The sequence below is a fragment of the Aliivibrio finisterrensis genome (genome assembly GCF_008933155.1).
In the GTDB taxonomy this organism is placed as follows: Bacteria; Pseudomonadota; Gammaproteobacteria; order Enterobacterales; family Vibrionaceae; genus Aliivibrio; species Aliivibrio finisterrensis.
Map to the genome: position 1 here is coordinate 62,718 of NZ_WBVP01000004.1, position 25,627 is coordinate 88,344.

20 protein-coding genes are annotated in these 25,627 nt (G+C 38.7%); 7 read left to right on the forward strand and 13 right to left on the reverse strand.

All coding sequences use genetic code 11. The features are described 5' to 3' along the window. Positions 1-15: 15 nt before the first annotated feature. Genes F8B77_RS04840 through nrdR form a run of 3 tightly spaced genes read right to left on the reverse strand, consistent with a single transcriptional unit; the run spans position 16 to position 2,248 of the window. Positions 16-672 (reverse strand): riboflavin synthase, encoded by a 657-nt coding sequence (locus F8B77_RS04840; RefSeq protein WP_130047208.1) that lies wholly within the window; start codon positions 670-672, stop codon positions 16-18. Positions 673-675: 3 nt separating this feature from the next. Then, positions 676-1,797, reverse strand: coding sequence for a bifunctional diaminohydroxyphosphoribosylaminopyrimidine deaminase/5-amino-6-(5-phosphoribosylamino)uracil reductase RibD (gene ribD, locus F8B77_RS04845; RefSeq protein WP_151654226.1), 1,122 nt, complete (start codon positions 1,795-1,797; stop codon positions 676-678). A gap of 1 nt (position 1,798) precedes the next feature. Beyond that, positions 1,799-2,248: a transcriptional regulator NrdR gene (nrdR, locus tag F8B77_RS04850; protein WP_130044730.1), complete on the reverse strand. Its 450-nt coding sequence runs from the start codon at positions 2,246-2,248 to the stop codon at positions 1,799-1,801. 179 nt (positions 2,249-2,427) lie between these two features. On the opposite strand from nrdR, the gene F8B77_RS04855 reads away from it, so the two are divergent. Next, positions 2,428-4,416: a methyl-accepting chemotaxis protein gene (locus F8B77_RS04855; RefSeq protein WP_151654228.1), complete on the forward strand. Its 1,989-nt coding sequence runs from the start codon at positions 2,428-2,430 to the stop codon at positions 4,414-4,416. 84 nt (positions 4,417-4,500) lie between these two features. After that, positions 4,501-4,827, forward strand: a complete 327-nt coding sequence (locus F8B77_RS04860; protein WP_151654230.1) for an outer membrane protein assembly factor BamD — start codon at positions 4,501-4,503, stop codon at positions 4,825-4,827. A 76-nt stretch (positions 4,828-4,903) separates the two neighbouring features. Here F8B77_RS04860 and F8B77_RS04865 read toward each other — a convergent pair whose 3' ends face one another. The 7 genes from F8B77_RS04865 to zipA all read right to left on the reverse strand — a co-directional run bounded on the left by F8B77_RS04865 (position 4,904) and on the right by zipA (position 18,490). Next, a complete protein-coding gene (locus tag F8B77_RS04865; protein WP_151654232.1) occupies positions 4,904-9,400 on the reverse strand; it encodes an SslE/AcfD family lipoprotein zinc metalloprotease in 4,497 nt (1,498 codons plus the stop codon). A 255-nt stretch (positions 9,401-9,655) separates the two neighbouring features. Then, positions 9,656-11,083 (reverse strand): glutamate--tRNA ligase, encoded by a 1,428-nt coding sequence (gene gltX / locus F8B77_RS04870; RefSeq protein WP_151654234.1) that lies wholly within the window; start codon positions 11,081-11,083, stop codon positions 9,656-9,658. Positions 11,084-11,230: 147 nt separating this feature from the next. Next, positions 11,231-11,995, reverse strand: coding sequence for a YccT family protein (locus F8B77_RS04875; protein ID WP_151654236.1), 765 nt, complete (start codon positions 11,993-11,995; stop codon positions 11,231-11,233). A 79-nt stretch (positions 11,996-12,074) separates the two neighbouring features. Further along, a complete protein-coding gene (locus tag F8B77_RS04880) occupies positions 12,075-13,154 on the reverse strand; it encodes a porin (protein ID WP_425277986.1) in 1,080 nt (359 codons plus the stop codon). A gap of 474 nt (positions 13,155-13,628) precedes the next feature. Beyond that, positions 13,629-14,924 carry an OprD family porin gene (locus F8B77_RS04885; RefSeq protein ID WP_151654240.1) on the reverse strand — a complete coding sequence of 432 codons (1,296 nt, stop codon included), beginning with the start codon at positions 14,922-14,924 and terminating at the stop codon, positions 13,629-13,631. 526 nt (positions 14,925-15,450) lie between these two features. After that, positions 15,451-17,457 carry an NAD-dependent DNA ligase LigA gene (gene ligA, locus F8B77_RS04890; RefSeq protein WP_151654242.1) on the reverse strand — a complete coding sequence of 669 codons (2,007 nt, stop codon included), beginning with the start codon at positions 17,455-17,457 and terminating at the stop codon, positions 15,451-15,453. Positions 17,458-17,548: 91 nt separating this feature from the next. After that, complete coding sequence (gene zipA, locus F8B77_RS04895; protein ID WP_151654244.1) at positions 17,549-18,490, reverse strand: cell division protein ZipA; 942 nt, start codon at positions 18,488-18,490, stop codon at positions 17,549-17,551. A 302-nt stretch (positions 18,491-18,792) separates the two neighbouring features. Between zipA and cysZ the strand changes: the two genes are divergently transcribed. From cysZ to crr, 5 genes are all read left to right on the forward strand, one after another. Next, positions 18,793-19,551: a sulfate transporter CysZ gene (gene cysZ, locus F8B77_RS04900; protein WP_151654246.1), complete on the forward strand. Its 759-nt coding sequence runs from the start codon at positions 18,793-18,795 to the stop codon at positions 19,549-19,551. A gap of 129 nt (positions 19,552-19,680) precedes the next feature. Then, on the forward strand, positions 19,681-20,649 hold the full coding sequence (cysK, locus tag F8B77_RS04905; protein WP_151654248.1) for a cysteine synthase A: 969 nt from the start codon (positions 19,681-19,683) through the stop codon (positions 20,647-20,649). Between the two features lie 318 nt (positions 20,650-20,967). Continuing rightward, a complete protein-coding gene (ptsH, locus tag F8B77_RS04910; RefSeq protein ID WP_005420435.1) occupies positions 20,968-21,225 on the forward strand; it encodes a phosphocarrier protein Hpr in 258 nt (85 codons plus the stop codon). A 56-nt stretch (positions 21,226-21,281) separates the two neighbouring features. Beyond that, positions 21,282-23,006 carry a phosphoenolpyruvate-protein phosphotransferase PtsI gene (gene ptsI, locus F8B77_RS04915; RefSeq protein ID WP_130044094.1) on the forward strand — a complete coding sequence of 575 codons (1,725 nt, stop codon included), beginning with the start codon at positions 21,282-21,284 and terminating at the stop codon, positions 23,004-23,006. Between the two features lie 74 nt (positions 23,007-23,080). Further along, entirely contained in the window at positions 23,081-23,590 is a 510-nt protein-coding gene (gene crr / locus F8B77_RS04920) for a PTS glucose transporter subunit IIA (RefSeq protein ID WP_130044093.1), read from the forward strand. Positions 23,591-23,668: 78 nt separating this feature from the next. Here crr and F8B77_RS04925 read toward each other — a convergent pair whose 3' ends face one another. From F8B77_RS04925 to F8B77_RS04935, 3 genes are all read right to left on the reverse strand, one after another. Continuing rightward, positions 23,669-24,574, reverse strand: a complete 906-nt coding sequence (locus tag F8B77_RS04925) for a Dyp-type peroxidase (protein ID WP_151654250.1) — start codon at positions 24,572-24,574, stop codon at positions 23,669-23,671. Positions 24,575-24,656: 82 nt separating this feature from the next. Then, positions 24,657-25,049: a hypothetical protein gene (locus F8B77_RS04930; RefSeq protein ID WP_151654252.1), complete on the reverse strand. Its 393-nt coding sequence runs from the start codon at positions 25,047-25,049 to the stop codon at positions 24,657-24,659. 17 nt (positions 25,050-25,066) lie between these two features. Beyond that, on the reverse strand, positions 25,067-25,516 hold the full coding sequence (locus F8B77_RS04935; protein ID WP_151654254.1) for a DUF2919 domain-containing protein: 450 nt from the start codon (positions 25,514-25,516) through the stop codon (positions 25,067-25,069). Positions 25,517-25,627: the final 111 nt, after the last annotated feature.

Here is a 25,627-nt window from a genome sequence, read left to right on the forward strand (position 1 = left end):
AGTTAGGTTAAATGGTTATTTTAAGAAACCTGATTTTGCCAAAAGATCCATCGTAACAGAAGACTCAGGTTGCTCTTCTTTCTGTCCGATCACAAGTCTTTCTAAATAACGAGCAATAACATCGACTTCTAAGTTCACTTTTTGACCTACAGAGAAGTTATCCATGGTTGTTTCTGCTGCCGTATGAGGAACGATCGTCAGCTTAAATGCATTTTTACGTAAATCGTTCACTGTTAGGCTAATGCCATCAACCGTAATCGACCCTTTTTCTACCACATACTTGGCTAAACTTTGTGGTAATTGGATCCAAAACTCAACCGCTCGACCTGTTTGATGACGTTCAATAATTTCACCAACTGCATCAACATGGCCAGAGACAATATGACCACCAAAGCGAGTCGTTGGTAACATGGCTTTTTCAAGATTGACTTTATCGCCCGCTTTGTAATCAACAAAACCGGTACGTTTTAAAGTCTCTAACGATAAATCAGCAGTATAGGTATGCTCTGTCATCGCAACAACCGTTAAGCACACACCGTTGGTGGCAATGCTATCTCCAAGCTTTACATCGCCCATGTCTAACTTACCAACATTGACGGTAACACTAATATCTTCACCTTTTGGAGTGATTGCCTGAAGTGTTCCTATTGACTCAATAATTCCTGTAAACATCTGTTACCTTACTATTTTTGCTGTAATACGAATGTCTTTTCCGACCATTCGAACATCCGTAATATCTAACTCTATCGCTTCAGACATTGCTTTTAATCCAACTAGATTTAATAAACTGCGTCCATCAGCGCCCATTAACTTAGGCGCGAGATAAATAATCAGTTCGTCCACAAGATCCGCTTTTATCATGCTTGCTGCTAATGTTGCGCCCGCTTCAACCCAAATATGATTAACATTATGAGCCCTTGCTACTTTATCAATGATTTCAGATAAGTTGAGTTGACCATCTTCAGTAACATTACAATGCAAATGATTATCTTGTGATGTTATAGAGTGAGTATATTGAGAAGAAGCAGTAACAACCTCTCCCTCGGTCATAAATAACTTCAAGTCAGGCGTCAATTGATGCTGGCGATCGAGAATAATACGAAGAGGCTGTCTTACTGTGTCTTTTTGATAACATTTCTGAATTGATATAGGGAGTTCTTCCCAGCGAACATTTAGAGAAGCATTATCTTCTACTACAGTTTTTGAAGTGGATAAAATCGCCCCCGCTTGCGCTCGGTAACGTTGAACATCTTGTCTTGCTTCTTTTGATGTTATCCATTGGCTTACCCCATTTTCTAATGCAGTTTTACCATCTAAACTCGCTGCCATTTTTAATTGAACAAATGGCTTTCCCGTTTCCATTCGTTGTAAAAAGGAAGGATTTAAGGCTCTTGCATCGGCTCCTAATAAGCCTGACGCCGTTTCAATACCAGCCTCATTTAACATTGCTAAGCCGCGTCCTGCAACTTGAGGATTAGGGTCAACCATTGCGCAAATAACCTTGGCAACACCCGCTTTAATTAAACCTTCAGCACAAGGTGGGGTTCTTCCATAATGTGAACAAGGCTCTAATGTCACATACGCAGTGGCATTTTCGGCATTTTTACCAGCCTGACGCAGTGCATGCACTTCAGCGTGTGGCTCACCCGCTTTTAAATGCGCCCCCTCACCAATAATCTGTCCATTTTTTGCCAATACACACCCTACGTTTGGGTTTGGTGCAGTGGTATAAATACCTTGTTTTGCCAATGAAATGGCTCTTTGCATCATTTGGTGATCTTGGGAGGTAAATTTCATGTTATTTCTCTAACTTTGCGATTTCTTCACCGAACTCTTTAATGTCTTCAAAACTACGATAGACAGAAGCAAAACGTATATAAGCGACTTTATCGAGTTCTTTCAATTGGTCCATTACAAGGTTACCAATCATATCTGAAGGCACTTCTCGCTCACCTGTCGCTCGTAATTGTGACTTAATGGTATTTAATGATAACTCAACTAAATCGGCACTCACTGGTCGCTTCTCTAACGAACGATATAGACCACCAGATAATTTATCTTCATCGAATGGTTCGCGATTACCATTCGATTTAATCACTTTTGGCATCACTAATTCAGCCGATTCAAAAGTAGTAAATCGCTCACTGCACGCCAAACACTGTCGGCGACGACGAACTTGATGCCCATCGGAAACTAATCGTGAATCGATGACTTTCGTGTCTGTTGCGCTACAAAATGGACAATGCATAAGTTGCCTCCTATTCTTTTTTATTTAGTGTACAAGAAAAGCAGAACTGTGCCTATGCTCAAGAGTTTAAGCAACGATATATGTTAGTGTTGTGTCAATAAAAAAACACTACGTAACTAAAGCGTTAACGTATATTACCAAATGTTATTAAACTAACCTATTTTATTCCAAGGCTATCTATGACGTTATCTATTTTAAAAAGCATCAAATACCGATTATTAATCATATCGTTATTACCTACATTAATCATTTCTGCATTTTTAATTCAATTATTTAATCAGGAAAATAGTAAGGTCCATAATGCAAACTTTTCACTAGAAGCCGTAACCCTTTTTAACTCTCTTGATGATGTTGCTCATAGCTTTGCCGTTGAACGAGGTTTAACTGCAGGGTTTATTGCCTCTAAAGGTACTTCAGGTAAAGATAAGTTAATTGCCCAGCGAAAAAAATCAGATGATGCCGAACAAGCACTCCGTAGCTTTAACGCTGAGTTTTTAGATAAAGAGATGGTGAACCTTGTACTTTCAGACATTATTAAGCAGTTAAACAATAAAAATAACATTCGCTCTCAAGTTGATAGTCTATCAATTACAGACTCGCCTTTCGTTTATTACTCTACATTAAATCAATTATCTCTCGACTCTATCTCTGTAATTATAGGAAGTATCGATTCTCAAGATTTACGTAATGAAATGTTAGGGTTATCTGCACTTTTACAAGTAAAAGAAGAAGCAGGTAAAACACGAGGAGCGTTAAATGGTGCATTCGCAGGTAAGAAATCTAGCTTAGATAAGTATGCAGACATCAATAATTACCTTTCAACAGAATCACTTGCTATTCGTAAAGCCAACTCTGTGCTCTCTTCTCATTTTATTGAGTTACTAACCTCAGCAACTCGTTCAAATACATGGAAGCAAGTTTCTGATATTCAGCAGAGTTACCTATCTCAAAAACAAAATTTAGTCTCGTTAGATGGTCCAAATGCGAGTGAGTGGTTTGCGCTTGCCACACAACGAATTGGGCTTATTAAAGGGATCACAGATAGCATATCTCAAGAGCTGAATACCGCAGCAAATGAGAACATGAGCCAAGCAAAACTTAATCGTATTATTTATATTGCGATTGCCCTGCTGTTGATTCTTCCTATTACCCTTATCAGTTTCACCACCGCACGTTCAATCAGCCAGCGAATGGCCTCTTTTAGTCGTCGAATCAATGAAATTTCAGCAACTAAGAATTTAACGCTAACGCTTGAAGATAATAATGAAAACGAATTTGATCATATTGCTAAAGATATTAATTCATTAATTGAAAGCATTTCATTACCCCTTCGAACGGCTCATACCGTGGCCTCGAAAACTCAAAGTGAGCTTAATTTATTGAGCCAGCACCTCCAAAAAGCAACTCAATCAAGCCAAACGACCTTAACCCACTGCGATAGCATTGCTACCGCTATGACTGAAATGGCTCAAACGAGCTCTGAGATTGCAGGCGTAACAAACAGCGCGCATGAGACAACAACCGAAGCAACAAACAATGCGACAGAATGTAAAAGTCACACGATTAACACCGCTGATATAGTGAATGATTTACATCGCAGTATTATTAATACCCACGAGCACGTTGAACACTTAGGACAACAAACGCTTAATGTATCTGATATTTTAGATACGATTACTGCCGTATCTGAGCAAACTAATTTACTTGCTCTAAACGCGGCCATTGAAGCAGCTCGAGCTGGAGAACAAGGTCGAGGGTTTGCAGTCGTTGCCGATGAAGTAAGAAAGTTAGCTCAACGAAGCCAAGAGGCAACCAGTGATATCCGTCAATTATTGGATACTATTGGTCATAGTGCTAAACACTCATTTGCTTCAATGGAAGAGAGCAAAACACTAAGTGCAAAAACTCAAGATAGTGTAAATTCTTCAACAGCCATTATTGATTCATTGCACTCTGCTGTTTCTGAAATAGACAATTTTAATACCAGTATCTCTGCAGCTACATTAGAACAATCTGAAACGGCAAATGCGGTAAATGCGGATATTGATGATTTAGCATCGCTAGCAAATGGAACCAACGAGCTTATTCATCATCTTGAAATGGAAATGCAGCACATAGAGCAAACAATGGCTGAGCTCACATCTCAAATTAACACCATAAAGGTTTAACTCTGATTTATTAGATTGAAACTCGCATTCATTCAGTAGAAACGATATATTTATAAGATAATGCAGATTAAGGGAATCATCACCATGAAAAAAATCAGTTTAGCGTGTGTGCTTGCACTAGTTTTAGCTGGCTGTAGCAGTGCACCAAAACAACAAGACAATTATCAAGATGCCTCTTTTGAGCTATGTAATACTGAAGTGAAAATATATTCAGTTAGTGATGATGGCCGTGTTCGCATTATTTGTAGCGACGGTTCTAAATTCCAATTAAACAATGAGAAAACGCTAGATATCATGCGTGATATTAACGTTGATTACTGTACAGGTGAAGGTCTAGGTAAGTTTAATGAAACAAGCCGTTACTATACTTTCCAATGTAAATCTGGTGCGTTGATTAATATTAATAAGTAAGTTTTTATTTACTTACTGATTGTAAAAAGCCCCCGAACTGATGGTTCGGGGGCTTTTGTTTACTTAAAACACATAATTATAATGAACGAACGGTTACTTCACTAATTTTCAAAGGATCTCTTTGTGGCATTGGTAAATTCAAATTACTAACAGCCGTCTTTCCTAGTTGAGATACCCCACCTTCATATATTGGTTTATCTTGACCTGGTAAAATTTGAGCTACAACACCAGGATTCCAAGCGCTAAAGAACTCCGTTAAGTCAGTTTGAGCGGCATAAGATGCACATAACATTAACGCATCGCTTTTTTCTAAATCCTGACCATAACAGTAATTGATGCCATTTAAGTTTAATTCAGATTTATTACGCGTTAGACGATGCATTAACTTAAATAAATTCCAGCCTTTCATCCCCGTTATTGAGGTTTCGTAATATGCAGGAACGCCCCCCTCATACCAATCATTTATATCAAACTCTGTTTCAGCCCACTCTTTTAATTGAGCGAACATAACTAAACGCTCTCCTGCACCACCAGCACCCCAAACGTGTCCTTTTTCAGCTTCAATAAACTCTGGCATTAATTGAATATCGTTAACAACACGCTCCATTTTACCTAGATACTTATCTTGCATGTATAGAGCTAAGATATTATTTGCCACTTCGGTTGCACCCGAGACAGTAAAGGGTGCTTCTGCTGCATTATGTCCAACTTCATGCCAAAGCAGCCAATCATTAAGTGGTGTAGTACTTAAATTACGACCTTGAACATTGAAGCTATCATTCATAACTGGATAACCAGAATGCGCAGCACCAATACTAATTGCCACATCATTCACAAAATGGTGACGATTATTTGGCATTGTGGCATCAGTTATTTTACGGTTTTTTGAACCCGAGATGTCCTCATTTCTCGCATAAAAATCATTGAGATCTTCTGAGAAGATATCCAATTCATTTGCAAAGACTTCAAGTTTCCCTTTGTAACTATCAGCATGTAAATTCGATTTTGGTGCGGTATATACAAAACTGTTTGATACCACTTCACCAATTGGTGCAGGTGAGTCTATTGGGTTTACCCAGCCATTATTTGCGTCATATAATGGAGCATCAACCGTACCAGATAAGGTAATAGTCACGTCTTTAGAGCCACCACCTTGAACGTAAATTAAGCCGCCATAAGGCACCGTAAACGTACCATTAGAATTTACACTAAGAGAAAAACTCTTTGTCATTCTTGGTGGGCGCTTCAAACTTAACTCATGCTTTTCTCGACCAGTTAGATCATCATGCAATGCAACCGAAACCGTAACAGGTTCAGTGTTACCGGATACCGAAAGCGTAAATGCTTGATGAGCCACTGCCCATTGCCCCGTTGGCTGACGATTACCAGCATACCAAGCTGCGGTATTTTTACGCATATCTAGCGTTAAAGAGTCTCCACCTTGAGATCCTGAAGGCTCTCCTGGAAATTGTCTGATGTCTACTTTAATGTTGTCATCCCAGAATGAGCGACCAAGCATTAAGCGAGTTAATGGTTTCTCCATGTAGTTTAATGGATAACTTGGGTTCATTTGCCCCGCATATTCTCCTTCATCAGAACCATAAACCATATTTAAACGATCTAATGTTGCTTTTACATCGTCTGGGCAAGTTGTATTACCTTGAGCCTTATCACTCGTATAGCAATTTAAGAATTGAGTAAATCGTTCAAAGCCCAACTCATCATCGGCGGCACTTTCGTAACGATACTCTAAGTTATTCCATAGCCATACGGTCATATTTTGATAAATACGATTCACGTCAACACTGCCTAAACGCACACCTTCTGCGCCTTCCGTTCTAAAATAACGTTCATGTTGATACAAGCTTTCTATATTCACACCAAGATTGGCGGCTTTCACCATGGCTTGGGCTTCCGCTTCACCTAAATTGAGTTCAGTATAAGCAGGAATATACATCCCCCCCGTTAGCGGAATGCCGTTACCAGGTCGATACTCTAAACAGTTTATTTCATAGTGATACGCTAGGTTGCTACATTCTTGATAACTAAACTTACCATTCACTTTAAATTGCTCAAGAATGCGGGTTTTAGCGGCACTCAGTGAGGCTTGGTTGATAATAGGAAAACCATCCGAATCGGTAATCCATTCATTTTTATCATTTTTATTAAAATGATCGGCTTCATTGATAAAGGCTAATTGCTTCTCAAGCTCACCTTTATCATTCATTTCATTCCAACTGACGACTTCTAACTCAGGCTTATCATCTGGTTTATTATTAAGAATAAAATCCCAAAAAACGGTTCCATCCTCCTTAATCGTGTAAGGTAACTTAGGTACGGCACCGGCACCCTCACTCACCGCAGCATAACGCTCAATAACCCAAGAGCCGTATTCTCGATGAGAACGAACACGTTCAGGATAACCGCCACTCGGCCCATTGCCATTAGAAACGACTGAGTTATTCATCCCAAATGCCAATCCAGCACTATCAAACAAACGAGCAATAGGGCCTATATTATTATTTTCATTGATTGTTTCCATAACTAAAACGCTACCGCCTTTTGTTACGTATTCTATCAATGCCGTAATATCGTCAACACTCAGTTTCGCTTTATTAAGATCAGCACTCATCGGCAATTGATAAGCGTTATCGACATCATTACCTACATACTCATAAGCATTAATAAGCAAAAGAGGCATAGATTCAGGATCAATATTATCAAAAGCAGAAAGCTGCTCTGTCGTCGCATTAAATACTGGTGCTAATTGATACGGCGCTGAACTACCTATCACTTGTCCATGACGCTTAAAATACACATGTGGGATATTAGTGCCGACATGTATTTTATCCGCGGTAGTGTTATTGGTTAGATAACGCAATGTATTTTGGAAGAAGTGCGTCATATCATCACTGTCTGTGGTGACACTGCATTGGCCTTCAGTATTCACCGAACCATTCCAGCTATACCCATTTGGGCACACAAGTACGCTATTGTAGCGAGCGTTACCCATGACCATCACCTTGCCTTTACCTAGTTCACCAATACTCACAAAAGGCAAATTAAACGTTGCTGTACTCGCTCCAACATTATCTGGAGTGACCGCAGAAGGCGCTTCTGTAATATAAGCTAGGCCTTTTTCATCCCATGCTTTTTTATCACCAAATTTCAACCAATAGTTAGTATCATTACGAGCCATCATTACAGGAAATGCGGTATTTGCAATGTTGACTGCCGCTTGGCCACGGGCGTGCCCCGTACTGCCATAAAAATTAGTGCTGTCATGAAACACATGAAAACGCTCTACTGGTTCCCAGCCTTGAGTAACCCCCCATAGCTTGTTGATGTCAGCTTGGATTGATCCCATTTCAGCAGCGACATTACGTGTATTATCGATATAATCAAAAACATCTGCATCACACGATTGCCCACAAATCACTTTATCGATTTCAGACGCTTGTCCTAATGTAAATTGTGTTTTAAATTCTGCTGGTTTTATTCCTGTCGCTGGATGATCCCCCGTGGATCCACCGAGGTTTAACTCTGCATCTTTATCATTTAAAGAAAGCGAGATAATCTCATTAATCACATTAGGGTACTGAGCAAATACTGCTTCTGTTTTCTCTGATAATTTCAAGTGTGATGATAAAGGATCACGATAACGCTCAATAAGCGCTTCGGCATTACGCCCTCTTTGCTCTTCACCTAAATCGGTCACTTTAAATACAGTTTTATTACCACGAACAGAGCCAAGTTCAAACGTATCAATACCGAAACTAACCGCCTCTCCCCAAACAAATTCAAACTCACCATTCTCATTCGTTTTTCCACGACCCGATGCACTAAAATAGGCTATGCCCTCAACAGGTTTTCCCGAGGAATCTTGCAATACTGCTTTAGTTAAAATTGTTTCAGTTGGGGTATATTGCAAGCTTTTCTCCGCATTAACAGAGACAAATCCAGGCTTATCACTAACCGTAATTTCTGGTTCAATATTTGGTATATGTGTACTTGGTACTTTATCCGCTAGCGACCCTGCCGTTTCATTAATGACTTTCTGCTCAAATGTCTCAGACTCCATATTAATGTCGTTGAGTAATCGTTCAAAGCGAGCGCGTTCCAATAGCGTAAAATCAAAATCAATTTGGCTATGACGAGTAACCGCCATATTTTGGATTAGCGTTATTATGTTCTTTTTTTTATTCGAGTCATCCTTATATTCATCAGCTAAAGTTAGCTGTAAATATCTAGTATCTAATGCCTTCGTTACTAGATTTATACTTCCTGAAGGATACGTTGCAATCAATAAATCATCGACGTAACAAGAAATAGAATCACTTGCTACAAATTCAAAACCACTTGCCGGTTGATCGTTACATTTAACTGATTTACCAAAAGCATTAACACCATCTAAAGATAAAATACCGTTGTATTTAACCTCTGGGGTTCCACCGCCTCCAGTTCCGGGGCCGGTATCAACGTCTGGTCGCGAAGACCCTATATCTATACTTTCTTGATTACAGCCAGCAAGCAGCATTGATATCAATGATGCTAACAATAATTTTTTACTCATGATTCAACCTTTTAGAAGTGCTGAAACTAAACGTTCAGTTCACTGAGATCGAAACATATCACAACTTTTTTCAGTTATTCTTAAAAATAATACAAAAATAGAATTAAAATCATGAAGTAGAAACATATTCCTATAAGTAGGATGAATTATTTGTACTTTATTTCACTCTTAATATTCTAAATTCCCAATAAAAAAAAACCGCTGAACGGTTAGTTCAACGGCTTTGTCTGTTTCTGTTTATATATAAATAGGTTTTTACTGAGCGTTAGCTTCACGCTCAACAATAAACGCTAATGCCATCTTGATACGAGCAACAACACGCTCTTTACCAATCAGTTGCATTACCGCATCAACTGATGGAGATTGACCACCACCAGTAACCGCTACACGTAAAGGCATGCCGATTTTACCCATGCCAATTTCAAGCTCTGCACATACTTCTTCAATCACATTGTGAAGATTTTCAGTTGTCCACTCTTCTAGAGCTTCAACTTTAGCAAGCGCAAGCTCTAGTGGGCCTTTAGCAACGCCACGTAGGTGTTTCTTCGCTGCACCCGCTTCGAACTCTTCAAAATCTTGGTAGAAGTAGCGAGATTGCTCTGCTAATTCGATTAGCGTATTACAGCGCTCACCTACCAGTTTAATTACATCAGTAATTGCTGGGCCATTCTCTAAAGAGATCTCTTTTTGATCTAGGTGCCATTGTAAGTATTTTGCAACATACTCAGGCTCTGATGTTTTAATGTAATGGTTGTTTAACCATAGAAGCTTATCAGTATTGAACGCTGATGCTGATTTACTTACTGCATTTAAACTGAATAAGTTAATCATCTCTTCTTGAGAGAAGATCTCTTGATCACCATGAGACCAACCTAAACGAACTAGGTAGTTGTTTAGTGCATTTGGTAGATAACCTTCATCACGGTATTGCATTACTGATACAGCGCCATGACGCTTAGACAGTTTTGCCCCATCATCACCTAAGATCATTGCACAGTGTGCAAATTTAGGTACTGGAGCACCTAATGCTTCATAGATGTTAATTTGACGAGGTGTATTGTTGATATGGTCTTCACCACGGATTACTTGAGTAATACCCATATCCCAGTCATCAACCACTACTACGAAGTTATACGTAGGTGCACCATCAGTACGGCGGATGATCAAGTCATCTAATTGGCTGTTTGAGATTTCGATACGACCACGGATCTGGTCATCAAATACTACCGAACCTGCTTTAGGGTTACGGAAGCGAATAACACACGCATCACCTTCTTTTGCTGCAGCATTAGCTTCAACAATTTTAGGGTGGTTTGCATCGTAGCGAGCCATTTCTTTATTTGCTTCTTGCTCTGCACGAATTTCATCTAGCAGCTCTTTTGATGCGTAGCATTTGTATGCCTTGTCTGCAGCAAGTAGCTGTTCTACCACTTCGTTGTAACGGTCAAAACGCTTAGATTGGTAATAAGGACCTTCATCCCATTCCATTCCCATCCAGTGCATACCTTCAATAATAGCGTCTACCGCTTCTTGAGAGTTACGCTCTAGATCCGTATCTTCGATACGTAAAACAAATTCGCCACCTTGGTTTTTAGCAAAAAGCCATGAGTAAAGTGCAGTACGTGCACCACCAACGTGAAGATAGCCTGTTGGGCTTGGAGCAAAACGCGTTTTAACCGTCATTGTTATTACCTTTTTGAAGAGGTTGCGCTGAATCTGTCAGCACCACATAATTTATGCGCTATTTTAGCACCATAAGGTAATTCTACAATGATTGAGTGTCGTTAAGTTTCGCATTATCTAATAAAGCCTTACATCACACCCTGTGATTTATTTTTCAAAAAGCCAAGAAATTACATTCTTCTTTTGTTCTGTGGTAGATTCATTATACCAATGCACCATCATATCTAATGCTTTAGAGCCATTTCCTTCGTCTAGATTAATGTTGTTTTTACGTGATTGGAAAGCTAATTCGGTAAATTCTTCCTTCTCTTTTTTTGATGCTTTTGAATACCAGTGCTCAACCATTGTTACTGTATTAATCCCATATTCGTTCTCTACCATTTGTGTTTTATCTTTATTTTCAACTTGCAATACAGCAGCTGAGACATCAGATAGTGCTATGTTGTTTTTTACATTGTAACGAGCAATTTCTAATTCATAATCACGAGTAAAGCCCCCCGCACTAGGTAAAATACTTTGCTTTACAAGTAATCCAGTTTTCGCTTGTGGCTCTTTTAAGATAAATATAGGGTTCTTATTAAATATCACCGATTCTTTAACATATTTAATATTTTTAGATGCTGACAACTGAAGATTTAAATCATTTGCATCAAATGTCATGATCACTGGAACCGAATTATATTTTTCTTTTTCGCCATATTCAGAAGTGATCAATTTTTCAATTCTTACAACAAGTTGATTCGTTCCATTTTTTAGCTCTAAGTTTCCTTTTTTCATAAGAGTAAAACCTAGAGATTCGCCATTTATTGCAATTACATTAATATCGCGATCCAGCTCCACATTTACTTCTGCCATAGTAGCCGAGCAACTAAACAAAGAAGCAATTGCTAATATTATGATTCTTTTTTTCACCTTAAATACTCCTTAAATGAAAAAAGCGAGCCTCATATATAGACGCTCGCCAATAAAATTATTTAATTACCATATTAAACTAGAAGTAGTATTCAGCACCAACTAAGATGTTATTTGCCCAATCTTTGTTGTCCATTTTATAGTTACGAGAATCTATGTATAGGTAAGTACTTGGTAGTAAATAACCTAAACGAGCTGTAATTGCTGTATCACCTGTATCTTCCGCTTTAACTAAAGTACCAGACTTTGTAATATCATCATCAGCTTCAGTCGTCATAGAGTAACCACCTTTAAATACCCACTGATTATTAAGTACATACTGAGCAGTGGCCGATACTGCATCTTGACCATTAGAACCATCCTTAGTATCAGTTTCCATCATCTTATAGGCAGCGGTTAATGTCACATCACCTAAGAACACGCTACCACCGACAATTGCATACGAATTAGCATAGCCAGATGTTTTTCCTGCTGTTGTTACCCATTCGCCGCCAGGCTTAGCAGTAGTCTTTTTCCACTCTGTAGTCGCATCACTTGTCGTTAAGTTTTCACCACGAGCATAGTAACCTGCATGTATACTAAATAAATCTTGTGAATAAGAACCAGCAACACTGGCAACCATTGCATCAGTCGAGTCTTCCATTCCACTTAACGTCGCTTGGAAGTTAAAACCACCAAAGGTTGCAGAATCAAATCTTATGTTATTATTAGCACGATCTTGATACGAAACACCAAGGTCATTATTCCAGTCAAATACATTACCTAGACCCGGGTTAGTGTGAGGCCAATCGACGTAGTTATAAGCGGCAACTAGTTGACGACCAAATTTAAACGAACCTACACCATCAAAATCTAAACCTATGAACGTATCACGCATACCTAATGCACCATAATCAGTGCCGTTAGTATCACCACTTTCAACTTGCCAAATGAAATTTGGACCAAAATCTTCAAACTCAACCGTACCACGGAAACCGATACGAGACTCGATAACTGCACTAACCTTACTATCACCCTTGTCATCATTAGCAAATTGCATGAAACCAGCAGCTTGTCCGTACATCTGTACTGCATCGCCAGCCAGTGGGATAGCTGCATTTGCAGAAGTTGCCATCATTGCAGCAAGTACTGCTGAACCTAAAAGAGTTTTATTAAACATAGTCATAATTCCTTCATTTAACTAATTAAGTAATGCACAGTCATTTAACTTGGTCGCCGAAATGAACCATGCACTAGATTTGTTGTCTGGAGTGGACTATGACAATGTTTTTTCACAAAGAAAATATAGTTACGTTTTTTGAGTGACACACCTCAAATGTCAATATTTATAAAAAAATATAATGCATAAATATCAACAACTTAAGAACAACCAAAAATATAACTCACTGATTAAAAATAAAACAAAAGAGACGAAATTCTCAAAAAAAGAACACATTCATACGATTTTAGTCGATCTAAATCACATTGAATTTAGCTAAAATTATAACTATTTATTTTAAATAAAAAAAAAGTGCGAACTAAGTCGCACTCGTTTATCTTCTTTGAAGGAAAAAACTCTCTCCTTCTTTCACTTTTTTAATAAACAAAAAAAGCGAACACTTAAGTTCGCTTTATCTCTTGTCTTATAATGTTATTACATAAAGTTATATGGAATAAATACTTGCAGACGAACATCACTCCAATCGTAATCAGAACCATCAGTCATATCACGCGTTAATTGTGTTACGTGTAGTTTAAGAGTTGAACCTTTCAAACTACCTGATTGCACAGAATAACCAATATCACCATTAACAGCATATTCACCATCATAACCAGAAACGTCATTATCAATAGTACTTACAGCTACACCTGCACCTGCAAACCAACCATTACCAAAGTTATATGACGCTTTGTTATACCAAGATAATTGATTTGATTGATCCCAATCTGATAATGCATTCCAATATTGACTAAATGTACCATTATTCGACCCATAAGCGCCTGCTGTTCTAGGAGCAACCGCTGCATCATTATCCGATGTTACGTAACGAGCTTCAGAGTTAAACGTCAATGAGCCAAAACTTTGAGCATAAGAAACACCCTGCGTTATACCTGCCCCATCGAAACGAGTATCATCTTGAATCCCATAAATATCATATGCAATCGATGCAGTATCTGTAATGGCATACTTAGCTGCAAATTTATATGATGTACTATCTTCACCATGACCTAAACTTGAGTAGCCTAAACCCATATTAAGTGCAACAGGGCCAACTTGACCATTTAAACCAATAGACTGAAGACTATTAAATGCATTTTCACCATTAAACTTACCAGTTACAGGATCAACACTTGATGCTGATGTATTTTCCCACCATGGTGCACTATGGTTATCAGCAAATATATAACCTAATGTCCAATCACCAATTGGAGCAACTACACTTGCACCACGATATGTGCCAGGAACAAATGACCATACATTACCAACGGTACCTATACCATGTGACTGGATATAACCAAGCTTAGTAATAACTTCACCAGTTTTAAACTTTAAAGCCGCAGTAGTTAGTTTAAGTGAGTCTTGACTACGATCCCAACCATCACAAAGCGTAATCTCGCTACAACCTGTGTTATTGTATAATGAACCTGAGAAATAACCTGCAACATCTGCACCTAACCAACCATCATGGTAACCAGATTTAAAATCTAAAACTGCGTTATAATCTGAATAATCTTGGCCTGCTTTATAACCATCGCCTGTATCTTTAGAACGGTAACGTGTATCAACAACCACTAACCCAGATAATGTTGAACCTTTGATAAATTCATTAATTACTTCGACGTATTCACCACCAGCTGCACTTTCTACATTAGCCATCGCTTGTGGGGCAACTAAAGCTCCTGTTAGCGCAGCTGCAATTGCTGATACTTTAAAAAATTTGTTTTCCATGGAATAAAACTCCTAAAAATGGATATAGCTGTGTTCGTTATTTACTGGCTTTAAGTTGGCCGCCGAAAGCAATAAATAACGCTCCTAATTCACACAATTTTTAAATAAGAAAAGGAAAATTTAAAAATCGTAATTACCTTATATTTTTTCCTGCATACACACTGTGCATCCATGTAATTAAGACTAAACCCAGCTAAAAAAACATAAAACAAAAACTTAATTTTTCATAAAAAAAATATGAGCGAGCGCAAACTTCTTTCGCGTTAGTGATTAAGATCAAATTAAATAGATCAAAAAACATCAAAAAACAGCTTTTAAAGCTAAAACAGTAGGTTATAAATATAAAAAAACACTCAATGCGACGAGTGTCACTTTATTTTGAAAACGGTTGATCGAACCATATAATTAGTTACAACAAGTGTCGATACAAAAAATTTAAGTTATACCAAACAATGAAAACCATTAATTTCAGATATAAAAAAAGGAGCTCTAAGCTCCTTTTATTTAATGAATGGCTGTTTTATTGTTAATTTAATAACTCAATTAACTGTTCTTCATTCATCACTTCAATACCAAGCTCTTCAGCTTTTGCTAATTTAGACCCTGCCGCTTCACCTGCAAAAAGAATATCAGTTTTTTTAGAGACGCTACCAGTAACCTTTGCACCTAACTCTTGTAATGCTGCTTTGGCTTCATTACGTTTTAACTTATAAAGTGTTCCGGTAAGTACAACGACTTTCCCCGCCAATGGTTGTGGTACTGACTCATCAAGTACTTTAATTTCAGGCCAGTGAATGCCCATTGCTTGTAAATCTTCAATAACTGCTTGGTTGTGTGGTTCAGCAAAGAAGTTTAAAACATGTTTAGCAACGATATCCCCCACATCACTCACTTCTATTAATTGCTCAAACGTCGCCGCTTGAACCGCTTCTAATGTATAGAAATGCAGAGCTAAGTTTGCTGCAGTAGCTTCACCCACTTCTCTGATACCTAGAGAATATAAGAATCGAGGTAAGGTTGTTGCTTTGGCTTTGTTTAATGCATCAACCACATTTTGAGCTGATTTAGGCCCCATACGCTCTAGTACGGTTAAAATACCTGCTGATAATTTAAATAAATCAGCAGGGGTTTCTACCATTTCTTTATCGACTAGCTGCTCGACTACCTTGTCACCCAAGCCATCAACATCAAGCGCTTTACGAGAAACAAAATGTTTAAGTGCTTCTTTACGTTGAGCTGGACAGACTAAACCTGCTCCACAACGAGTGACTACCTCGCCTTCCACTCTTTCAAGCTTAGAATCACAGGCAGGGCAGGTTGTAGGATAAATAATGGCTTTACTGTCTTCTGGCCGACGAGCTTCAACAACCGAAACAATTTGTGGGATAACATCACCCGCTCGACGAATAATCACAGTATCGCCAATATGAACGCCTAAACGTGCAATTTCATCGGCATTATGCAGTGTGGCATTACTTACGGTGACACCACCAACAAAAACCGGCTCCAGTTTTGCGACTGGGGTTATAGCCCCTGTACGGCCGACTTGGAATTCCACATCATTTAAAACCGTTAACTCTTCTTGAGCTGGAAATTTATAAGCGATTGCCCAACGAGGTGCTCTAGCTACAAAGCCTAGTTGCACTTGAAGTTCAATGTCATCGACTTTAATTACGACCCCATCGATTTCATATTTCAACGCATCTCGACGCTCAAGAATGTCTTTATAGTAGGCTTTTACTTCTGCTAAAGAGCCGCATTGCTTGGTCTCTTCACACATAGGTAGGCCCCAGCCTTTAAGCTGAACAAAACGCTGATAGTGGCTTTTTTCTAATTCGCCACCATCAATAACACCGACACTATAGGCATAAAAACTCAGTGGACGTGTTGCTGTGATCTTAGAATCTAATTGACGTAAACTGCCTGCTGCGGCATTTCGTGGATTAGCAAACGGTTTTTCACCACGCTTTAATGCTCGCTCGTTTAACGCGTCAAACCCTGCTTTTAGCATAAAGACTTCACCACGCACTTCTAATCGCGTTGGCCAGCCTTCGCCTTGCAGTGTTAATGGTATGCAACGAATCGTTCTTACGTTTTCGGTTATATTCTCTCCTGTAGCACCATCACCACGAGTACCTGCTTGAACTAATTTACCATTTACATACAGTAAACTTACCGCAAGGCCATCGAGTTTAGGTTCACAACAAAAAAGAGAAACGGGTTTAGAGATAAGGCGATCATTCATTCTTTTCTCAAATGCTGCTAATTCTTCATCATTAAAAGCATTATCTAAAGAAAGCATTGGAATTTCATGCTGAACTTGGGTAAAGCCATCAAGAGCTTCACCACCAACGCGTTGACTTGGAGAGTCGACAGTAACAAGCTCTGGGTGTTCAGATTCAATAGAAAGCAATTGCTGCATCATACGATCATACTCGGCATCAGGCAGCTCTGGGCTGTCTTCAACATAATATCGATAAGCGTGGTAATTCAATTGTTGTCTTAGCTGATCTAAGGTCTGTTCAATGGTCATGATTCATCAACTTCTTGTTCTGTCTTTCTAAAAATAAAAAAAGGCTCATAAAGAGCCTTTCTCAATTCACAATAATACTATGATAGACGATCTATTTAGTGCAGAAAACTTTTACTCGCTGCTTATATTCATCAATCTTATTTGGTGTCAGCATATCTCGCTTCTCATCAAGAATATTACCGCCTAACTCTGAGCTCACTAGCTGTGCGGTTTGTAGCATTAATTTAAAATTGTGCTCAGCTTCTCCATGACAAGGCAAAGGCAAGAAAAAAGAAATGCCTGGAGTAGAAAACTCTTCGCCTTCTGCTACTTGAAAGTGACCAGGAGAAACCATATTCGCCACACTAAATAATACTTTACCCGCGCCTGAGAGATCTGAATGACGATGGTAAATAGCCATATCACCAAATACTAAGCCGTTTTGCTCTAAACTATTAAATAATCGATTCCCATTAAAGCGCTCACTTCCCATTCCGTGAACATTAATAATAATTGCGTCTTCTTTAACTTCAGGTTCCGGCTCTGGTTCTTGAATTGGCTCAATAATAGGTTCAGGTAGTACAACTGTAACTTCTTCTGGTTGAGAGATAATTTGAGGTTCTTCTTTTGGTGTAACAACCGCATCATCAATCGCTGAGAATGAAATCGTTGGTTCCTCTTTAATAACGGGTTCATCAAAAACGTTGTTACTGGCTTGAACTACAGGTTCATCAATAAACGAGTCGCTTATTGGTTTCGGTTTATTTGAGTCAAGAATTTGTTCTTCATAATCGAAAAGAGGATCATTTGAAAAAGCAGGCTCCTCACGAGCAAATGCAGGTTCTTTTCTTTCTTTTGGTGCAGCAATATCATCTTTGGATTTAGCAAAGCTACGCTCAGGTGTAGGTTGCTCTTCATCAATATCAAAATCTATGCCTACTTTTTTCCCAAATTTTGAGTTTGTTTCCTTTCGACTTGTCCATAAGCCATGAAACAATAACGCCGCAATGGCTAATGCCCCAACAAGTATCAACACTAATCGCAATTCTTGCATCGCTAACTCTCTGCTCTTCTGCTTTATTGAACTTCCCTAGTGTTTTTTATCCCATAAAAGGAACATAAAAAGGGAAATCTACTCTCAACTACTATTAAGGTAGTTTATTCATAAACGATAATCTACCACTACTTATTGGTAATGTACCAAATAATACCCCTATTTTTGAATAACAAAATGAAAGTGGTGACATAAATCTTACATTTGAACTATTTAGAATGGCATAAACTGCAATAACAGCATTTATTTATGCCCATTTTTGAGTATAGTGAAGACATGATACTTAAGTATAAATGCGAATAATGAATACATATAAACAAACTCAATCGGGCGTACACTATTTTTTAAAAGGTATATCTTTGGCGATGACGCCAGGTATTCGACGCTTTGTTTTTATCCCTCTTTTAATCAACATTGCGTTATTAGGTGGGTCATTTTTTTATCTATTTAATCAAATCGGCGGATGGATTGAACAGATCCTTGCTCAAATCCCGAGTTGGCTTGATTGGCTCTCCTATTTATTGTGGCCATTAATTGTTATTAGTATTCTTGCTGTTTTCTCGTACTTTTTTAGTACTATTGCTAACTGGATAGCGGCACCTTTTAATGGTTTACTTTCCGAACATCTTGAAGCCAAGTTAACCGGACAACCAGCGCCAAGTGGTGGTATTTTCGACGCATTAAAAGATTTGCCACGGATCTTTAAGCGCGAATGGCAAAAGTTAAAGTACTATATCCCGAAGGCGCTTGGCTTGTTTATTCTTTTCTTTATCCCTGCTATTGGTCAAAGTATAGCGCCTATTTTATGGTTTTTATTTACCGCGTGGATGATGGCAATTCAGTATTGTGATTATCCGTTTGATAACCATAAAATCTCTTTTGAAACCATGCGTGATGAACTAAAAACTAAACGAGGTAAATGCTTATCTTTTGGTTCACTCGTTACTCTCTTTACGATGACTCCAATCTTAAACCTATTTGTTATGCCTATCGCAGTTTGTGGCGCAACAGCTATGTGGGTTGATGTTTACCGTGATACACATAAAGCTATTAATCCATAACTTATAACCTTTTGATCCTTTCTCATTTAAGAAACTCTTCGTATTCTAAGTAGGTCGAGTTACTCAAATGAGTCACCAAAAATTTACTCCATATTGAATCACGCGTTACGTGAAATGAAGGAACAGATCATGACAAAGATTTACGAAGATAATTCTCAAACTATTGGTAACACACCTCTTGTACGTCTTAACCGTGTTAGTAACGGCAACGTATTAGCAAAAGTAGAAGCTCGTAACCCTAGCTTTAGCGTGAAGTGCCGTATTGGCGCAAATATGATTTGGGAAGCAGAAAAAGCGGGCACGCTAAAAAAAGAGATTGAGTTAGTTGAACCGACATCAGGTAATACGGGTGTTGCTCTGGCTTTTGTTGCTGCTGCTCGTGGTTATAAATTAACACTGACAATGCCTGAATCAATGAGCCTTGAGCGCCGTAAACTACTTAAAGCTCTAGGTGCTAACCTTGTATTAACCGAAGCGCCTAAAGGTATGGGTGGTGCAATAGCCAAAGCAGAAGAAATTGTAGCAAGCGATCCAAGTAAATACCTACTTCTTCAGCAATTTAATAATCCAGCCAACCCTGCGATTCATGAAAAAACAACAGGACCAGAGATCTGGGAAGCAACAGAAGGTAATGTTGACGTATTCGTTGCTGGTGTAGGTACTGGTGGTACATTAACAGGCACAAGTCGTTACCTAAAGCACACTCAAAATAAAGCCGTTCTTTCTGTTGCTGTAGAGCCTGCAGAATCTCCAGTTATCGCTCAAGCCCTTGCTGGTGAGGAGATAAAACCTGCCCCTCACAAAATACAAGGTATTGGTGCTGGCTTTATTCCTGGTAACTTAGATCTTACGCTGATTGACCGTGTTGAAGCGGTTACCTCGGATGACGCAATCGCCATGGCTCGCCGTTTAATGGAAGAAGAAGGTATTTTAGCAGGCATATCTTCAGGTGCAGCTGTTGTAGCTGCTAACCGTATTGCAGAACTTCCTGAGTTTGAAAATAAGCAAATTGTTGTCGTTTTACCAAGTTCAGGTGAACGTTATTTAAGTACAGCACTCTTTGCAGGATTGTTTACAGAACAGGAAAATGAGCAATAATTTTGTAACATCTATGTGTTCAAATCAATTTTTACGCCAAAAAAGCCCCTTCTGGGGTTTTTTTGTTGATTTCATTTCCCTCCTTAGTAATAATCAAACCACTTTATTTTTAGGTGTAAAATAATTACAATCCAATATAAAGTATCAGTATTAAGGCAACTTAATATGACAAAATAAGAAAAATGCATAAATTACTGCCGTTAACTTATTTGATTGAAGATAGATTGTTTCTGAGTCTATGATATGCGAAAGTACATTCGCAAACCGAATTGGTTAACGACATTAATTCAACATAAAATATAAATCGGGGTATACACAATGTATTCACAAGACGTAGTAATCACTGCAGAAAACGGCCTTCACACTCGTCCAGCGGCTCAGTTCGTTAAAGAAGCGAAAGGTTTTGATGCAAAAATCACTGTTACTTCTAATGGTAAAAGTGCAAGTGCTACTAGCCTTTTCAAACTTCAAACTTTAGGTCTAACTAAAGGTACTAACGTAACTATCTCTGCTGAAGGCGCTCAAGAGAAAGAAGCAGTAGACCACCTAGTTAAACTAATGGATGAGCTGCACTAATCAGCTTTTTCTTTATTATTCTCATTCTCTAATTTGATCAATTTTAAGGTAAAGCTATGATTTCTGGCATTCTAGCATCTCCAGGTATTGCTTTTGGTAAAGCATTATTACTTCAGGAAGATGAAATTGTCCTAAACAAAACTCCAATCTCTGATTCTCAAGTAGAAGCAGAAGTTCAACGTTTCTTTGATGCTCGTAATAAGTCTTCTGAGCAATTAGAAGCTATTAAAGCAAAAGCGCTAGCTACTTTTGGCGAAGAAAAAGAAGCTATTTTTGAGGGGCACATTATGCTTCTTGAAGATGAAGAGCTAGAAGAAGAAATCTTAGCCCTTATCAAAGACGATAAAATGGCTGCAGACTTTGCTATTTACTCTGTAATTGAAGAGCAAGCGTGTGCACTAGAGTCATTAGATGATGATTATCTAAAAGAGCGTGCTACAGATATCCGTGATATCGGTAGCCGCTTTGTTAAAAATGCACTAGGTATCAACATTGTTTCACTAAGTGCTATCAATGAAAAAGTTATCCTAGTTGCTAACGACCTAACACCTTCTGAAACAGCACAAATCAACCTAGACTACGTTCTTGGTTTTGCTTGTGACATCGGCGGTCGTACTTCTCATACTTCTATCATGGCTCGTTCTCTTGAACTACCTGCTATCGTTGGTACTAACGATATCACTAAGCAAGTGAAGAACGGTGATATGCTAATTCTTGATGCGGTTAACAACAAAATTGTTATCAACCCATCAGAAGCAGAACTAGCAGAAGCTAAGCAAATTCGTGATGCACAAATTGCAGAAAAAGAAGAGCTAGCAAAACTAAAAGACCTACCAGCTATCACTCTTGATGGCCACCAAGTTGAAGTTTGCGGTAACATCGGTACAGTTAAAGACTGTGACGGTATCATCCGTAACGGAGGCGAAGGTGTTGGTCTGTATCGTACAGAATTCCTATTCATGGATCGTGATGCACTTCCTACTGAAGAAGAGCAATATGTTGCTTATAAAGAAGTAGCTGAAGCGATGCATGGTGAGCCAGTGATCATCCGTACTATGGATATCGGTGGTGATAAAGATCTACCATACATGGATCTTCCAGAAGAAATGAACCCATTCTTAGGATGGCGTGCAATCCGTATCAGTTTAGACCGTCGTGAAATCCTACGTGACCAATTACGTGGCATTTTACGTGCATCTGCACACGGTAAACTGCGTATCATGTTCCCAATGATCATTTCTGTTGAAGAAATCCGTGAGCTGAAAAATGCAATCGAAGAATACAAAGTAGAACTTCGTGCTGAAGGCCATGCGTTTGATGAAAGCATCGAAATCGGTGTTATGGTTGAAACGCCAGCAGCCGCTGCAATTGCACACCATTTAGCGAAAGAAGTGAGCTTCTTCTCTATCGGTACTAACGATTTAACGCAATATACTCTTGCGGTTGACCGTGGTAACGAAATGATTTCTCACCTATATAACCCACTATCTCCAGCGGTTCTGCTTGTAATCAAGCAAGTAATCGACGCTTCTCATAAAGAAGGTAAATGGACTGGTATGTGTGGTGAGCTAGCTGGTGATGAGCGTGCTAGTCTACTTCTTCTAGGTATGGGCTTAGACGAATTCAGCATGAGCGGTATCTCTATCCCTCTTGTTAAGAAAATCGTTCGTAACTCAAACTTTGCAGCAGTGAAAGCAATGGCAGATGAAGCTCTTCAAATGCCTACAGCAGCAGAAATTGAAGCGCACGTTGAAAAATTTATCGCAGAAAATACTAAGTAATAGTATAGTTGCAAAGAATTAAATATAGCCACTAAGTTTAGTGGCTATTTAATATAACTTTAGGGAGCTACACAATGGGTCTGTTTGACAAAATTAAAAGCGCATTTTCTTCTGAAAGCACTGCCGCTGGTGCAATCGACATCATCGCACCTCTTTCTGGTGAAATTGTAAACATCGAAGATGTGCCAGACGTAGTGTTCGCTGAAAAAATCGTTGGTGACGGTATTGCTATCAAACCTGCTGGCAACAAAATGGTTGCTCCAGTAAACGGTACAATCGGCAAAATCTTTGAAACTAACCACGCTTTCTCTATCGAATCTAACGACGGCATCGAGCTTTTCGTTCACTTTGGTATCGATACCGTTGAACTTAAAGGTCAAGGCTTTACTCGTATCGCTGAAGAAGGCCAAGAAGTTAAAGCTGGCGACACAGTAATCGAATTCGATCTTGCGTACCTAGAAGAGCACGCTAAATCAACGCTTACTCCAGTTGTAATCTCTAACATGGACGAAATCAAAGAGCTTACTAAGCTTTCTGGTGCTGTTACTGTTGGTGAATCTCCAGTTCTTAAAGTAACTAAGTAATATTTAAAGATAAACTAGTTAATTAAAGACAATAAAAAGGCCGCTGTTATCTCAAAGAAAACAGCGGCCTTTTTGTCTCTATTTAACCGTCAGTTCAGCAAACATTTCTTGTGATGGAGCAAAGAAATAACCGCCTGTTACCGCATCTGTAAAACGCAATAATTGATCCGTTTTTCCATCGATTTCACCATACATGCTATCCAACATCACCTGGAAATTATGTACAGAGTGACAATAAGCAATAAACAGTAAACCATGGTCACCAGAAACTGAGCCATACGGCAAGCTGTGGCGTAGGATCTTAACCCCTTTAGCATCTTCTTTAATATCAACACGGCCTACGTGTGAAGCAGCTGGAACGTCTTCTAGCTCTATTGAATCAGGTTTAGTACGACCAATCACTTTTTCTTGAGCTGAAACGGACAAACGGTTCCACGCAGGTAGTTTGTGAACAAAGCGTTGGCACATCATGTAACTGCCGCCAGCAAATTCACCATCAGCAATTAATGCAACTTCAGCGCGCGCTTCATTCTTAGGATTTTCTGTTCCATCAACGAAATCTGTCATATCGCGCGAATCTAAAAAGCGGTAGCCTGATACTTCTTCTTTAATCTCAACGTGCTCAGAAATCACATTCATTAACTTACGTAAGATATAAAAATGTAAGTCATGGCGATTTGAATGAATATGAATTAGCACATCACCATGTGTCGCTGGTGCAATGATGTCACCTTTACCTAATTGCTTAAAGTTTGCCAATTCTGGCGGCATAGGTGCAGACAATGTGGTCCAAAAATCAGCACCAAAAGAAACTGCACTGCTTAAGTTAGCGTCTGGCTGATCATCATTTAATTCGACAATTAATGCAGGAAGTCTCTGTAGCTGCTCTAAAACAAGCTGAGGGTTACTTTTGATATTTAAGGTAACGTATAATGCAAATCGATCTGGTTCTGGCAGTAATGCCGTTTGAGGAGTGTAAGACATGAACTCAGTTCCTTTCTATTTTGAATTAACTGAGCTCATTATATGCAATAAAACATAAGATTGTTTGATAAAAGATAAGAGTTTATGAAGAAATAACTTCCACTGAAAGCTTTACGGTTTCATTCGCTGATGAATCAGACACCATGTAAGATTCTAAATTATTCAACTTGGTGATAATGGTTGGTGCACATAATGTTCTTACTTCCCCTTCCCCTTCCTCCTCTGTTACTCGAAAAGCAATTTCAACATTCTCAGCATCAATGTTTTTTAACTCCGCCCAAGCTTGTACCTGAGATTTCTTATCGAATGAATTAAACACTAATGTCTCTTCACCCATCACTAACGACGCTGATGAATGAGTAATGTGTTGCAAGTTAGGACGATTAATCTCTAATCCTAAATCTAACTGCCAATCCGCCATTGCTAGCGGGCTTAATAACGCACTAAATAATAATGCACCTGTTGATAAATCCATTGTCTTCCCCCCTCTCATTAAGTCAGACTAAAGCATATTTTTACTCGTTTACTGCGACATAAAAATATAAGAAACCAACTAAGAAGTAAGATAATCATTGCACTTCCTGGTTGAAACTCTCCTCGATTAACAATAACCGATTGAATTAACATCATGAGATCGATCAAAACCATCATAATGGTTAGCCAACGTCCTTGCTTCCAAAGAGTCAGCATAAAAGGGCGTGTGGGCTTTTTAAAACTACTTAGCCACATATAAAATACAGTGGGTAAGCTCAAACACAAACTAGTATATAAATGCGCATGACTTGGGTAAAATAAGGCTAATAAATCAGTACCTTGCTCACGACTAGCACCGGCCATAACAAAAACGACAACGGAGCGAATTAAAATAGCCCAACCAAACCATAGCCAAATAGGTGGCTTTAACCATCCATGTTGGTCGTATGCATCAAACGAGTACAGCATTTATCTACCTTTGAAGATTAAACAGACGAAAGAATTAACTAACAATCTTCTCAGTAGACTTATCCAGATTACTGAAATGATTAAAAATAACGATTGAATAAAATAAAAACT